At 72.8% G+C, this 14209-nt stretch carries 14 protein-coding genes; 4 read left to right on the top strand and 10 right to left on the bottom strand.

Going from position 1 to position 14209, the window contains the following annotated elements; translation table 11 throughout:
- Window positions 1-35: 35 nt before the first annotated feature.
- The 8 genes from ACZ6PY_RS08205 to ACZ6PY_RS08170 form a co-directional block, all read right to left on the bottom strand.
- On the bottom strand, window positions 36-707 hold the full coding sequence (locus tag ACZ6PY_RS08205) for a DNA alkylation repair protein (RefSeq protein WP_466070333.1): 672 nt from the start codon (window positions 705-707) through the stop codon (window positions 36-38).
- Between the two features lie 124 nt (window positions 708-831).
- The gene (locus ACZ6PY_RS08200; RefSeq protein ID WP_466070331.1) at window positions 832-2013 is read right to left on the bottom strand and encodes a low temperature requirement protein A; all 1182 of its coding nucleotides are present in this window, start codon (window positions 2011-2013) and stop codon (window positions 832-834) included.
- 21 nt (window positions 2014-2034) lie between these two features.
- Window positions 2035-2988 carry a redoxin family protein gene (locus tag ACZ6PY_RS08195; RefSeq protein ID WP_466070329.1) on the bottom strand — a complete coding sequence of 318 codons (954 nt, stop codon included), beginning with the start codon at window positions 2986-2988 and terminating at the stop codon, window positions 2035-2037.
- Window positions 2989-4215, bottom strand: a complete 1227-nt coding sequence (locus ACZ6PY_RS08190) for an epoxide hydrolase family protein (protein ID WP_466070327.1) — start codon at window positions 4213-4215, stop codon at window positions 2989-2991. It abuts the gene before it with no gap.
- Between the two features lie 45 nt (window positions 4216-4260).
- On the bottom strand, window positions 4261-4779 hold the full coding sequence (msrA, locus tag ACZ6PY_RS08185) for a peptide-methionine (S)-S-oxide reductase MsrA (protein WP_466070325.1): 519 nt from the start codon (window positions 4777-4779) through the stop codon (window positions 4261-4263).
- A complete protein-coding gene (msrB, locus tag ACZ6PY_RS08180; RefSeq protein ID WP_466070323.1) occupies window positions 4763-5242 on the bottom strand; it encodes a peptide-methionine (R)-S-oxide reductase MsrB in 480 nt (159 codons plus the stop codon). The genes msrA and msrB overlap by 17 nt, the downstream gene beginning before the upstream one ends.
- A 115-nt stretch (window positions 5243-5357) precedes the next feature.
- A complete protein-coding gene (locus tag ACZ6PY_RS08175; protein ID WP_466070321.1) occupies window positions 5358-7205 on the bottom strand; it encodes a glycoside hydrolase family 15 protein in 1848 nt (615 codons plus the stop codon).
- A 100-nt stretch (window positions 7206-7305) separates the two neighbouring features.
- Complete coding sequence (locus ACZ6PY_RS08170; protein WP_466070319.1) at window positions 7306-8316, bottom strand: NAD(P)/FAD-dependent oxidoreductase; 1011 nt, start codon at window positions 8314-8316, stop codon at window positions 7306-7308.
- An 80-nt stretch (window positions 8317-8396) separates the two neighbouring features.
- On the opposite strand from ACZ6PY_RS08170, the gene ACZ6PY_RS08165 reads away from it, so the two are divergent.
- From ACZ6PY_RS08165 to ACZ6PY_RS08150, 4 genes are all read left to right on the top strand, one after another.
- Window positions 8397-8990 carry a helix-turn-helix domain-containing protein gene (locus ACZ6PY_RS08165; RefSeq protein ID WP_313718929.1) on the top strand — a complete coding sequence of 198 codons (594 nt, stop codon included), beginning with the start codon at window positions 8397-8399 and terminating at the stop codon, window positions 8988-8990.
- A gap of 307 nt (window positions 8991-9297) precedes the next feature.
- Entirely contained in the window at window positions 9298-10779 is a 1482-nt protein-coding gene (locus ACZ6PY_RS08160; protein WP_466070317.1) for an NCS2 family permease, read from the top strand.
- Between the two features lie 227 nt (window positions 10780-11006).
- Window positions 11007-11489, top strand: a complete 483-nt coding sequence (locus ACZ6PY_RS08155; RefSeq protein WP_466070315.1) for a GNAT family N-acetyltransferase — start codon at window positions 11007-11009, stop codon at window positions 11487-11489.
- A gap of 64 nt (window positions 11490-11553) precedes the next feature.
- Window positions 11554-12351 (top strand): alpha/beta fold hydrolase, encoded by a 798-nt coding sequence (locus tag ACZ6PY_RS08150; protein WP_466070313.1) that lies wholly within the window; start codon window positions 11554-11556, stop codon window positions 12349-12351.
- Here the strand turns inward: ACZ6PY_RS08150 and ACZ6PY_RS08145 are convergent.
- The gene (locus tag ACZ6PY_RS08145; RefSeq protein ID WP_466070311.1) at window positions 12323-13702 is read right to left on the bottom strand and encodes a hypothetical protein; all 1380 of its coding nucleotides are present in this window, start codon (window positions 13700-13702) and stop codon (window positions 12323-12325) included. The genes ACZ6PY_RS08150 and ACZ6PY_RS08145 overlap by 29 nt on opposite strands.
- Window positions 13699-14202 (bottom strand): SigE family RNA polymerase sigma factor, encoded by a 504-nt coding sequence (locus tag ACZ6PY_RS08140; RefSeq protein WP_466070309.1) that lies wholly within the window; start codon window positions 14200-14202, stop codon window positions 13699-13701. The genes ACZ6PY_RS08145 and ACZ6PY_RS08140 overlap by 4 nt, the downstream gene beginning before the upstream one ends.
- Window positions 14203-14209 lie beyond the last annotated feature (7 nt).

Raw genomic sequence — 14209 nt, 5'->3', positions numbered from 1 at the left:
CCTTGTCTGCCGCGGTCTGCACCCCTGGGTCACGCCTACCTGTCGTGCTGTCGGCGCACCATCTCGGCGATCCAGATCGGCGCGTAGGGCGACGTGCAGCCCGGGGGAGTCGGGTAGTCCTTGAGCACCTCCAGGCGCTCACCGATGTTGATGGCGCGGGCGCGCAGCGCGGCGTCCTCGATCCCGATCTGCGCCAGGCAGTGGTTCATCGCCCACTGCAGCCGAGCCGGGGCGTCCTTCAGTTCCGCCTCGATGACGTCGAGCAGCCCGGCCAGGTCGAGACCCTCGGGCTTCTTCGCCACGCGTTCCGTGGTAAGCGCCCAGCCGGCGCTCGCGACCACGGGATCCGGATCGGCGAACCAGGCCACCCGCAGCTCCTCCGCGTGCGGGCTCTTCTTCACCACGTAGTTCACGAGCCAGTCGTGCACCTTCGGTGTGCGGGCCTCGCGCAGCATGGCGTCCAACTCGTCGCGCGCGAACGCCTTCGGGCGGCAGATCAGGATGGCCAGCAGGCGCGCGGCGCTGTCGTCGGTCGCCCAGAGCTGGCACGCGAGTTCCTGCTGCGTCTTCAGCCGCTTCGCGAGCGCGCGCAGCCTGCCCAGGTTCACGCCGTGATCGTCACCGTGCCGCTCGTTCACCGCGCGTGCCTTCGGGTCCTCCAGCTCGGCCAGCTCGGCCATCACCCCGGCCAGCATCGTCTCGGCCACCTCAGCCTCCCGCCTGTCAGGTGCGAGATGCAGCCTACGACCTGAGTCAGCCGCGCAGGTCTCGCGTCCACCGCGGGCTTCGTCGTCGGCGGCGCGCCTCCGCGCCGCGACGGTCATGCGGAGGTCACCCCGGGGGCGACGGCGGCTCGGGTGGGCGTCGGTGCGCGCGGACCGTGTCGGCGGCGGCGACCCCGAGCAGGACCGCGGTGGCGGCCACGGCAGCCACCAGCGGCGGGGCCAGGAGCACCGGGGGCGCCAGCGCGAGCAGCGCGAGGATTCCGATCGGGCGGTCCGGGGACACCCGGGCGAAGACGGCGTACTCGAAGGCGGCGCGACCGGCCAGGAACAGCGCGGGCCCGCCGAGGATGACGGCGACCCAGGCGCGTGGCATGTGCCCGAGTGGATGCGCGATGGCGAGTTCGTCGCCCACCGCGGTGGCGACGATGCCGGCGAGCATGACCAGATGGGCGATCGCCGCCGACCGGGCCAGCGGATCCGGCCGGCGGGCCGCCGCGATGGCGGCGGGCAGCAGCTCCCCGGCCCGGTGCAGGTAGATCCGCCAGAACAGCACCGTGGCGACGAACGACACCACGAACGCCGTCGTCCGGTCGGCGGCGAAGCCGCTGCCACTCAGGGTCAACGCGCCGACCAGGATCAGCTCGCCGAGCGCGATGATGAAGAGCTGCTGGTACCGCTCGGCCAGGTGCTCGGCCACGATCGGGTACTCGGCGTCGGGTGAGCGCCCCAGCCACGGCGTCGGGAACCGCAGGACGGTGCCCGTGAAATCCAGCGCGACCGCCAGTGTCCACAGGACGACGCGGGCCGGCGCCGGCGCCAGTGCCCCGGCGATCCACGGCACCGCCGACCCGGCGAACCAGGTCAACACCCGGACGCTGCGGCGCTGCAACTCCTGGCCGCGCAGGGCCAGGACGAGGAAGAGCTGCCGGCCGACATGGATGGCGACGTACGCGCCGGCGAACGCCAGGCCCCGCGCGCCGAACGCGTCGGGCAGCGCCACGACCATCACCAGGCTGCCGAGCATGGTCCCGGTGACCACCAGCTGTATCGACATCTGCTGCGGGTCGTACAGGTTGGTGGTCCAGGTGGTGATGCTCCAGACCCACCAGACGGCCAGCAGCAGCACCAGCGTCCGGAAGGCGCCCGCCCAGGTGAGGTCCTGCATCAGCTCGTGCGAGAGCTGGATGAGCGCGACCACGAAGACCAGGTCGAAGAACAGCTCCAGGAAGTTCGCCCGGTGCGGTCCCTCGGGCATGCGCAGCAGCTTGGTGCCGCTCGCCGTCCTCATCGGCTGGTCCGCACGGCGGCCCTAGCCGAAGGTGAAGACGTACGCCTCGGCCCCGGGCGCGAGGAACGTGATCTCCAGGGTCCGCTCCCGCACGGTGTCCCGCTGGCGGACGAGCTGGTACAGCCTGCCCTCCCGGAGCAGGCCGTTGCCGTCCTCGTCCACGTCGTCACCGTGTGCCGGGCCCGGTGCCGCGCCGTCGAGGAGCAGGCGGAAGGGGATCGGGTCCCGCGTGCCGGGCGACAGCACGAGATGCGCGTCGCGTGCCTGGAACCGGAAGGCGAGGGTGCCGCCGGCCCGGTCGAGCACGATGTTCTCCGAGCCGATCCTCCACTCGCCGCCGAGCGCCCAGTGGTCGGCGGGCAGGCTCGCGGGGAGCTGGTAGGCGCTGGTGGCGTCGTACGTGGCGTGGTCCGGCGACGCGAACTGCTCGGAGCGGGCGTAGCCGAGATAGGTCTCGGGCGTCCGCAGGTGCTCCCAGTCGGCGTCCGCCTCCACACCGCGCCCCCGCACCGGGACGGGATCGCGGTCGACGCCGAGCAGCCGCTGGATGACGCGCTCCGACTGCTCGTAGCGGCCCTCGCCGAAGTGGCGGTCGCGGATCACGCCGTCCGCGTCGACGAAGTAGAGCGCCGGCCAGTAGTGGTTGTCGAACGCGCTCCAGACGGCGTAGTCGCTGTCGACGGCGACCGGGTAGTCGATCCCTCGCGCCGCCACCGCCCGGCGCACCGCGTCGATGTCGTGCTCGAACGCGAACTCCGGCGTGTGCACGCCGATGACGACGAGCCCGTCGTCCCGGTAGGCCTGCGACCACGCCCGGACGTACGGCTCCTGGCGCAGCCAGTTGATGCACGTCAGCGTCCAGAAGTTCACCACGACGGGGCGTCCGCGCAGCTCGGCGGGACCGAGTGGCCCGGTGTTGAGCCACCCGGTCGCCCCGTCGAGCGCGGGCAGGTGCAGCCGCTCGGAGACAGCCATCTAGCGCAGCGACCGGAAGGCGGTGCGAAGCTCGTCGCACAGGAGTTGCGGCTGCTCCCAGGCCGCGAAGTGCCCGCCCCGGTCCAGCTTGTTGTAGTGGATGAGGTTCGGGTACGCCTGCTCGGCCCAGCTCCGCGGCGCCTCGTAGAGCTCGTCCGGGAAGACGCTGACGGCGGCCGGGACGGTGACGTTCTTGGCGCCGAGGAAGGAGAGCTTGTTCTCCCAGTAGAGGCGCGCGGACGAGACGCCCGTGTTGGTCAGCCAGGTGAGCGTGATGTTGTCGAGGATGTCGTCGCGGGTGAGGCCGCCGGGTTGCCCGGCGAAGGCCCGGCAGATCAACTCCAGGCTGGCCGCGTCGTGGTCGCACATGAAGGTCGCCAGCGCGACGGGCGAGTCCGCGAGGCCGATCAGTGTCTCCGGGCGGGTGGCCATGATCAGCGCGTAGGCGGAATGCTTCCAGAAGAAGTCCTGCTGCGCGAAGGCCCGCCGCTCCTCCTCGGACAGGTTGGCCGGCAACTTGCCCTTCGCGTTGTTGATGCCGGTGATGTCCGACTGGACCAGCGCGTCGAGCTCGGGCGGCACGGTGCTGGGCATGTTGGTGTGGATGCCGGCCAGTTCCGGCGGGGCCTGCACACCCATCATGTTGGTGATCAGCGCGCCCCAGTCGCCGCCCTGGGCGACGAACCGGTCGTAGCCGAGGCGTTTCATCAGCTCCGTCCAGGCGCGCGCGATGTGCTCCGGGCCCCAGCCGGGCTCGGTCGGCTTGCCGGAGAAGCCGTAGCCCGGCATCGACGGGATCACCAGGTGGAAGGCGTCCGACGCGGACCCGCCGTGGGCCGTGGGATCGGTCAGCGGCTCGATGATCTTCAGCTGTTCGATGACCGAGCCGGGCCAGCCGTGCGTGACGATGAGCGGCAGCGCGTCGTCGTGCCTGGACCGGACGTGGATGAAGTGGATGTCCAGGCCGTCGATCTCCGTGATGAAGTTCGGCAGCGAGTTCAACCTGGCCTCGACCTTGCGCCAGTCGTACTCCTTCTCCCAGTAGCGGGCGAGCGCCTGGCTGGTCTCCAGCGGCACACCCTGTGACTGGTCCTCGACGGTCTGCTTCTCCGGCCAGCGGGTGGCCGCGATGCGCCGCCGCATGTCCTGGAGATCGGCCTCCGGAATCTCCACGGTGAACGGCCGGATGTCGGTGGCGCGGGCCAGCGTCTGGGTCTTGACGGCCACGTCGGGCTCCTTTTCCTCGGATGTGTCTCGTCGGAAGCGGTGCGGTCAGCTCTGGTTCTCGCCCCGTCGGGGCAGCTTCCAGTCGGGCCGGGGGAAGTGGCAGGTGTAGCCGCCGGGGTGTTTCTCCAGGTAGTCCTGGTGCTCCGGCTCGGCCTCCCAGAAGGGACCCGCCGGGGTGACCTCGGTGACCACCTTGCCCGGCCACAGGCCGGAGGCGTCGACGTCGGCGATCGTGTCCTCAGCGACCTGCCGCTGCTGGTCGTTGCAGTAGAAGATCGCGGACCGGTAGCTGGTGCCGACGTCACCGCCCTGGCGGTTCAGCGTGGTCGGGTCGTGGACCTGGAAGAAGAATTCGAGGAGATCCCGGTACGAGAGCTTGCTCGGGTCGTAGACGATCTCGATCGCCTCGGCGTGGCCCTCGTGGTTGTAGTACGTCGCGTTGGGCACGTCCCCGCCGGTGTAGCCGACCCGGGTGGAGACCACGCCGGGGCGCTTCCGGATGAGGTCCTGCATCCCCCAGAAGCAACCGCCGGCCAGGATGGCCTTCTCAGTCGTGTCGGTCATCGCTTCGCCCCCCGTCCGGGTGCTCGAACAGTGCGCGGTACTCGCCGTACCCTTCCCGTTCCAGGTCCTCGCGCCGGATGAACCGGAGCGCGGCGGAGTTCATGCAGTAACGCAACCCGCCGGTCGCCGGCGGGCCGTCGTCGAACACGTGCCCGAGGTGGCTGTCGCCGTGCGCCGACCGGACCTCGGTGCGGACCATGCCGAAGGTGGAGTCCCGCACCTCGACCACGTTCTTCGGCTCGATCGGCCGGGTGAAGGAGGGCCAGCCGGTGCCGCTGTCGTACTTGTCCGCGGACGCGAACAAGGGTTCGCCGGAGACGACATCGACGTAGATGCCCTCCTCCTTGCTGTTCCAGTACGGGTTGTCGAAGGCCGGCTCGGTTCCGCCCTCCTGGGTCACCCGGTACTGCTCGGGCGACAACCGGGACACTGCCTCCGGGTTCTTCCGGTACTCGGGTGACACCGTCGTTCCTCTCGGCTGGGGTCGTCGGCACGAAGGCCGGTTCGACACGCTGCACAGGCAGCGCGAGTGGCTACCCGGCCTGCCGTCGGCTAACCCCGCCCCCGGTCCGGACGTGTCACTGCCTGCGCCGGGCCTCCGCCTCGACCTCGAGCATGTCGTTGAGCGTCAGGGCGGTGTTGATCAGGGCGAGGTGGCTGAAGGCCTGCGGGTAGTTGCCGATCTGCTCGCCGGTCGCGGCGATCTCCTCGGCGTAGAGGCCCAGGTGGTTGCTGAAGGTGAACATCTTCTCGAAGGTGAGCCGGGCGTCGTCGAGGCGACCGGAGCGGGCGAGCGCCTCGGCGTACCAGAAGGTGCACATGTTGAAGGTGCCCTCGTGGCCGGGCAGCCCGTCGGGGGAGTGGACCGGGTCGTACCGGTGGACCAGGCTGTCGGAGACCAGCTCCCGCTCGATGGCGTCCAGCGTGCGGCGCCACATCGGGTCCGACGGCGTCACGAAGCCGACCGCCGGCATGGCGAGCAGCGCGGCGTCCAGGACGTTCTCGTCGTAGGCCTGGACGAAGGATCCCCGGCCCCGGTGGTACCCGCGCGCCATCACCTGGTCGTAGATCAGGTTCCGCTGGGTGGTCCAGCAGCCCACGTCCCCGGGGCGGCCGGTGCGGACGGCGAGCCGGATGGCCCGGTCCAGGGCCACCCACGACATCACCCGGCCGAAGGTGTAGTCGCGGGGGTGGTGCCGGCTCTCCCAGATGCCGGCGTCCCGCTGGTCCCAGTTGTGGCACAGCCAGTCGACGAGCCGGACGGTGCTCTTCCACACCTGGTGGGAGACGCGGATGCCCTGTTCGTCGGCGACATGCATGGCGTAGAGCGCCTCGCCGTGGATGTCGAGCTGGAGCTGGTCGGCGGCGCCGTTGCCGATCCGGACGGGCCGGGAGCCGCGGTAGCCCTCCAGGTGGTCGAGCACCTCCTCGTGCAGGTCGGACGAGCCGTCGACCCGGTACATGATCTTCAGTGGGGCCTGGTGGTCGCCGGCCTCGCGGATCCGCTCGTCGAGCCAGTCCATGTACCGGCTGACCTCCTCGGTGAAGCCGAGGCCGAGCAGCGCGTGGACGGAGAAGGACGTGTCCCGGACCCAGGTGTAGCGGTAGTCCCAGTTGCGCGTGCCGCCGACCAGTTCGGGCAGCGCGGCCGTCGGCGCGGCGATCATCGCGCCGGTGGGCGCGTACGTCATCAGCTTCAGGGTGATGGCCGACCGCTCGACCATCTCCCGCCACCGGCCGCTGTACCGGGACCGCTCGACCCACCGTCGCCAGTAGTCCCGGGTCCACTCGAACATCCCCTGCACCTCTTCGAGGGGGACGGCCCGGGGTTCCATCTCGGAGTTCGTCTCCAGCACGACGCCGCCGGTGTCGCCCTGGTTCAGGGTGCCGAACCCGATCAGGTCGCCGTCCTCCAGGTGCATGTCCTCCCGGGCGATGAGCTGGCGGACCGGTTGGACCGGGTTGAAGGTCAGCGACGCCGACGCGCCGCGGAAGACGTACCCGTTGCGGTGCCGCTCCAGTTGGGGCCGCTCGCGCCCGTAGTCGAACCGGGGCCGGCACTCCAGCCGGAACCGCATGCTGCCCCGGACCATGGTGACCATGCGGACCAGGCGGTGCACGTCGGTGGCCCGCTCGCCGGTGACCGGCATGAAGTCCTGGACCTCGGCGACACCGTCGGCGCTGATGAACCGCGTGATCAGGATGGGCGTGCCGGGCAGGTAGAGCTGTTTGGTGACGTAGGTGGTCTCGTGGGGGGCGATCCGGAAGAAGCCGCCGCGCTCCCGGTCGAGAATGCTGGCGAAGATGCTGGGGGAGTCGAAGCGGGGCGCGCAGAACCAGTCGATCGTCCCGTCGCAGGTCACCAGGGCGGCGGTTTGAAGATCACCGATGAGCCCGTGATCCTCGATCGGCGGATACTCGCTCACGTCGCCCCCCGTCTCGACTGCACCCTCCCCGCAGTAACCTAAAGGGCAATATTGTCCATGTAAGTCGGATTCGTGAATGCCACCCCTCCGCGTGCCCGGCTCAGAGGCCGTGGCGACGGTCGCCCGCCACCAGCTCGGCCACCCGCGCCTCGGACCCCGCCGAGAACACGTCCCGCCGCCGTGCCTCGACCGCCCGGCGGGTCTCCTCCGCGACCAGGTCGCCGTTGATCGCGGCGGCCGCCAGCGCACCCGCCGCCGCTGCCGCGCCGACCTGCGCGGCCGGGTCGGTCACATTGCCCGCGACCCACACCCCGGGCACCTCGGTACGCCCCGTCGGGTCGGCGGGGACGTGCTCGCCGGCCCCGGACGGATGCTCCACCGCCCGCAACCCGAGCGCCGCCAGGAACCCGGCCCGCGCCACCATCCGGGGGCCGGCGACCAGCGCCTCGCGCGCGACCAGCCGGCCGTCGCGCAGGCGTACCCCGACCAGCCGGTCCGCGACGACCTCGACCGACGCGACCTCGCCCTCGACCACGGCGACGCTCCGGGCGGCCAGCTGTTCGGCCTGCTCGTCGCTGAGCGGCGGCGCGGTGTGGCGGAGGACGACGACGTCGTCGCTCCACTGGCGGAACAGCAGCGCCTGGTGCACCGACATCGGCCCGGTGGCCAGCACCCCGATCGGCCGGTCGCGCACCTCCCACCCGTGGCAGTACGGGCAGTGCACCACGTCCCGGCCCCAGCGCTCGCGCAGTCCGGGCACGTCGGGCAGCTCGTCGACCAGGCCGGTGGCCACCAGCAGCCGGGCCGCCCGGACCCGGCGGCCCCCGGCCAGCGCCACGACGAACCCCTCCCCGTCCCGGGTCACCGTGTCGACCTGGCCGTCCAGCAGGTGCCCGCCGTACCGGCGCACCTCGTCCCGGCCGCGCGCCAGCAGCTCGGCCGGGGGCATGCCGTCGCGGGCCAGCAGCCCGTGCACCCCGTCGGCCGGGGCGTTGCGCGGGCTGCCCCCGTCGATCACCAGGACCGACCGGCGCGCCCGGGCCAGCATGAGCCCTCCGCTCAGGCCGGCGGCGCCGCCGCCGATCACCACCACCTCGTACCCTTCGGTCATCCTGACCACCTCCTGCGGCAACGATGCGGCGGCGCTGACCGAACCTGCAAACCTTGTTGCTGATCTGGCAAACTGGGGGAATGGACGACGACCTCGACCGGGCGCTCGACGCGGTGGGCCCCCGGCTGCGCGCGCTGCGCCGCGAGCGGGAGACCACCCTGGCCGACCTGTCGGCCGCCACCGGCGTCTCGGTGAGCACCCTGTCCCGCCTCGAATCCGGCAGCCGCCGCCCCACCCTCGAACTGCTGCTGCCCCTGGCCCGGGCGCACGGCGTCACGCTCGACGAGCTGGTCGGCGCCCCGCCCACCGGCGACCCCCGCATCCACCTGCGGCCGGTCACCCGGCACGGCATGACCATGCTGCCGCTCACCCGCCGGGCCGGCGGCATCCAGGCGTACAAGCTGGTCATCCCGGCCGGCGGGCGGCCCGCCGAGCCCACCCCGCAGACCCACGAGGGGTACGAGTGGGTCTACGTGCTCAACGGGCGGCTGCGGCTGGTCCTCGGCGAGCACGACCTGGTGCTCGCGCCCGGCGAGGCGGCCGAGTTCGACACCCGGGTGCCGCACTGGTTCGGCCGGGCCGACGACGAGGCGGTCGAGTTCCTCAGCCTCTTCGGCGCCCAGGGCGAACGCGCCCACCTCCGCGCCCGCCCCCGCGCCGCGGACCGCGCCTGACCCGCAGGCCCGGCACGAGGCGCGCAACGCCGAATGGCTGGCCGGCACCGGTCCCGGACGTGACCTTGCCCACCTCCGCGCCGCCCCCGCGCGTAGGGGCAGGTCATCCGCCGTTACCCGGCGGTTAGGGTGGGCGTCGCGAAGTCGCTTCCCCGGACCCGGGGTGCGGCTTCGTAGTGCTTCACGGGCATCCGTGGAGCCCAGCCGCTCCGACGTTCTCCGGGCCAACCGCAACGGGACGGCTGCACCCCCACCGCCCGGCCGGCGTGACCGGCTGGGCCAACCCGGAACGGAGTAAGGCCACGCCATGAGCGTGTCTACGCAGGATCCTGCTGTCCCGGTCGAGCCGGCGGAACCCGCCGGCCAGAGCCGCCTCGACCGCTTCTTCGAGATCACCCGCCGGGGCTCGTCCGTGCGGCGCGAGGTGCTCGCCGGCATCACCACCTTCGCGACGATGGCCTACATCGTCGTGCTCAACCCGCTGATCATCGGCACCGCGCCGGACAAGGACGGCAACCTGCTCGGCATCGCGCCGGTCGCCGGGGTCACCGCCCTGGTCGCGGCGGTCATGACGATCATGATGGGGATCGTCGGCCGGGTGCCGTTCGCGGTCGCCACCGGCCTCGGGCTGAACGCCTTCGTGGCGTACGCGGTGGCGTCCCAGATGAGCTGGGCCGAGGCCATGGGCCTGGTCGTCGTCGAGGGTCTGATCATCACCGTGCTGGTGCTGACCGGCTTCCGGAAGGCCGTCTTCCGGGCCATCCCGGCCGAGCTGAAGGCGGCCATCGCGGCCGGCATCGGCCTGTTCATCGCGCTGATCGGCTTCGTCGACGGCGGTCTGGTCCGGGCCGGCAGCGGCGTGCCGCTGCAGCTCGGCTCGGGCAGCAACGGCACGCTGCACGGCTGGCCCACGGTCGTCTTCCTGGTCGGCCTGCTGGTCACCGGCATCCTGGTCGCCCGCAAGGTGAAGGCCGGCGTCCTGATCGGCATCGTGGTCACCACTGTCGTCGCGGTGATCGTCAACGCGTTCGCCAAGCCCGGCCCGGCCCTCGTCGACGGCAAGCCCAACCCGGACGGCTGGCGGCTCAACGTGCCGACCCTGCCGGACCCGCTGTTCCAGACGCCCGACCTGCACCTGGTCGGCAACGTGTCGTTCGGCGCGTTCGCCCACGTCGGCCTGGTGACCGCGCTGCTGCTGGTGTTCACCCTGGTGCTGGCCGACTTCTTCGACGTCATGGGCACCACGGTCGGCCTGGCCAAGCAGGCCAACCTGACCACCGAGGACGGCACCGACATGCCGCGACTGGGCAAGGTGCTCTTCGTGGACGGCGTCGCCGCGGTCGCGGGCGGCGCGGGCAGCGCCTCGTCGGCCACCACGTACGTCGAGTCCTCCTCGGGCATCGCGGACGGCGGGCGGACCGGCCTGACCAGCGTGGTCACCGGCGTGCTCTTCCTGGGCGCGCTGCTGCTCACCCCGCTGGTGTCGCTGGTGCCCAGCGAGGCCGCCGGCCCGGCGCTGGTGGTGGTCGGCGCGCTGATGATCCGTCAGGTCAGGGACATCGACTTCACCGACGTGGGCATCGCCGTCCCGGCGTTCCTGACCATGACGCTCATGCCGTTCACCTACTCGATCACCAACGGCATCGGCGCCGGCTTCGTGAGCTGGGTGGCGATCCGGGTCGCGCAGGGCAGGGCCCGGCAGATCCACCCGCTGATGTGGGCGGTGGCCGCCGCGTTCGTGGTCTACTTCGGCATCAACCTGGTCAAGGCCGTCACCGGCGTCAGCTGACCGGTTTCCCGCCGCGCCCCCGTTGCCCGTTGGCCCGAGGCAACGGGGGCGCGGCGTATTCCGATCATGGGTTAGAGTGCCGGGGCGCGGACACGCGACCGTCGTGGGCGCAGGGGGATGAGGCCATGGATCGCCATGAGCTTCCCCTGCCATGCCCTCTTCCGGGTCGCGCCTTCTGACTGAGCCTCACCGCGACCCGGGTCACTCCACGACCCTGGAGAATCGCGTTGTCCACTCCTGACCTGACCACCGACCGTCTCGTGCTGCGCCCCTGGCCGGCCGAGGAGGCCGCCGCCGTCGTCGCCGGCGAGCGGCGCCCGCACTGGGCGCCGGACTTTCCGGCAGACGGCGAGCGGGTGATCGGCGGAATCATCGCCGGCAACCCGGACCGGCCGCACGGCCACCGGCTCATCATCGAGCGGGAGACCGGCCTCACCGTGGGCGGCATCGGGCTGAAACTGCCGCCCACCGACGGGGCGGTCGAGTTCGGCTACGGCATCGTCCCGTCCCGGCGCTGCCGGGGCTACACCACCGAGGCGGTCCGCGCCCTGGTGGCCCACGCCCGCACCCTGCCCGGGGTGACGCTGGTGTACGCCACCGTCGACCCGGCCAACGTGGCGTCCGTGCGGGTGCTGGAGAAGGCCGGCCTGCGCCGCGACGGCACCGTCGACAGCGACGAAGGCCTGCTGCACCGGTACGTCGCCGAGTAACGCCGCACCGAGCGGCCCGGCGGTGGGGCGACCCGCCGCCGGGCCCGCCCTCGTTGAACCGTTCGTGAGCTACGCCGAGGTCAACGGGCTGCGCCTCTGGTACGAGATCCACGGGACCGGCCGGCCACTCGTGCTGCTCCACGGCGGGTACGGGTCGACGGAGATGTTCGCGCCGATCCTGCCCGAGCTGACCGCGCGCCGGCAGGTCGTCGCGGTCGACCTTCAGGGCCACGGCCGCACCGCCGACGTGGACCGGCCGCTGCGCTACGAGTCGATGGCCGACGACATCGCCGCACTGTCGCGGCACCTCGACCTGCCGCCGGCCGACGTGCTGGGCTACTCGCTCGGCGGCGGGGTGGCCCTGCGCGCCGCCATCCAGCACCCGGCCCTGGTCCGCCGCCTCGTGCTGGTCTCCACGCCGTGCCGGCGGCGGGGCTGGTACCCGGAGGTGCTGGCCGCCATGGCCGCCCAGGACGAGCGGGTCGCCGAGCGGATGCGCGGCACCCCGTCGCACGAACGCTACGAGCGGGTGGCACCCCGCCCCCGGGACTGGCCGGCCCTCTGGGCGAAGACCGGCGAGCTGCTGCGCCACGAGTACGACTGGTCGGCCGAGGTGGCCGCCCTGCCGATGCCGGTGCTGCTGGTCTTCGCCGACGCCGACTCGATCCCGGTCCGCCACGCGGCCGAGTTCTTCGGGCTGCTCGGCGGCGGCCACCGGGACGCCGGCGGGGACGGCACCGGCCGGCCCGCGTCCCGGCTGGCCGTGCTGCCCGGGCTGACCCACCACGACATCGTCGGCTCACCCGCCCTGCCGGCGGCGGTGCTGCCCTTCCTCACCCACGCGGTGCGCGCCCCCGGGTGACCCCACGCCCGCGTCGCCGCCGGAGCAGCCGAGCGGCGAGCAGGCCGCCGCCCACCAGCGCCACCGCCCCGGCCGCCCACCAGACCCGGCCGCCCGGTCCCGCGGGTGGATCCGCCGCGCGGACCCGGCCGGTGCGCACCACGGCGTCCGCCACGTCGATGGCGAGCACCTGGTCGGGGGCGGTGAGCAGGGTGGCCGGCGCGGCGGCCCCCGGGGCCAGCCCCAGCACCCGGACCGTCCGCACGTTCCCGTACGCGGTCCGCTGGTCCATCTCCAGCGGCCCCTCGACGGCGGTCGGGGAGTTCGGCTCGGGCCGGTACGCCACCACCATCGCGGTCCCGTCCGTCTGCCAGCCGAGCAGCCGGATCGTGGTGACGCCCGCGACGGCGGGCAGCGCCGGCGCGCCGAGGTCCTTCCCGCTGGTGTCGACCCGGCGCAGCCGCCACCTGTCGCTGCCCGGGTCGTGGCTGACCAGGGCCAGCGTCCCGTCCGGCAGCCACGCCCCCTTGCCGGCCAGCCCGCTCTCCGCCGGCAGCGGGAACGAGGTGATGCTCCTCCCGTCCACGCCGGCGACGAGCACCTTGTCGCCCACCTGGTAGGCCAGCCGGGACCCGTCGGCCGCGAACGCGACCGGGGCGCCGAAGACCGGCACCTGGTCGGTTTCGAGCAGGCGTACCGCCCGGCCGGTGTCGAGCCGGACCAGGCTGAGCGTGTTGGCGTAGGCGCTGCCCTCCGGGTTCGTCGGCGTGGTGTCCCGGACCACCAGCGCGGAACCGTCCGGCGCCCAGCCGGCCGGCTCGGTCAGCGTGCTGCCCGGCCTCGGGCTGGGCAGCCGCCGGACCGTCCCGTCCACGAGGTCCACCACGTCGATCCGGGGGCGGTCGCCCGACCCGGCCGGCACGGCGATCCGCCGCCCGTCGGGGGAGAGCAGCACCTGCTCACCGGCCGGCGCCTCGTGGCCGACGGTCCAGGTCCGGTAGCGGTCGGCGTCGGCGCCGACGATGCCGACGGTGCCGTTCTCGTCGAGCAGCCCGGTGAGCCCGCGCGCCTGCCCGCTGAACACGACCGACGCCGGCCCGAGCCGCGGCCGGTCGGTGGCCCGCAGCGTGCCGAACCCGGGCAGCCCGATCCGGTCGGGCAGCGCGGGATCGTCCACGCCCGCCGGCGCGACGGCCACCGGCCCGCCGCCTACCGCCAGCGGCACGAGCGCCACCAGCACCAGGACCGCCGCGACCGCCGCCGCCGTCCGCCGCCGGGTGCGCCGCGCGGTCCGCACCGCCCGGTCGTGCACCGGGTACGCGGGCACCTCGGCCGCCGCCTCCCGCAGCGCCTCCCGCAGCCGTACGCTCATCGCCCGCTCCTCTCCGGCGTCGCCTCCCACAGGTCGGGGACGAGGGCGCGGAGCCGGCGCACGGCGTCGTGCCCGTGCCGTTTCACCGTGCCCACCGAGCAGCCGAGCACCTCGGCCACCTGCGCCTCGGTCAGGTCCTCGTAGTAGCGGAGCACCACCACGGCCCGCTGCCGGGCGGTGAGCCGGCGCAGCGCGGCCACCACACTGAGCCGCAGAGCGGTGTCCTCGCTGTGGTCGCCGCCGCCCCGCTCGACCGGCGTCGCGTCCAGCCGTTCCGCGACCCGCCGCCGGCGCCACCACGAGACCTGCTGGTGGTACATGACCCGGCGCACGTACGCCTCCGGGTCCCCGTCGCGGATCCGCCGCCAGTGCCGGTACGTCCGGGCCAGCGCGCTCTGCAACAGGTCCTCGGCGTGCTGGTGGTCCCCGGTCAGCAGGTACGCGGTCCGGGACAACGCGGGCGAGCGCTGCACCACGAAGTCGTGGAACGTCTCGGACATGCCCACC

Source organism: Micromonospora sp. NPDC048907 (genome assembly GCF_055586885.1).
The sequence above is the reverse complement of the archived record's forward strand: the minus strand, read 5'-3'. Positions and strand labels throughout refer to the sequence as shown.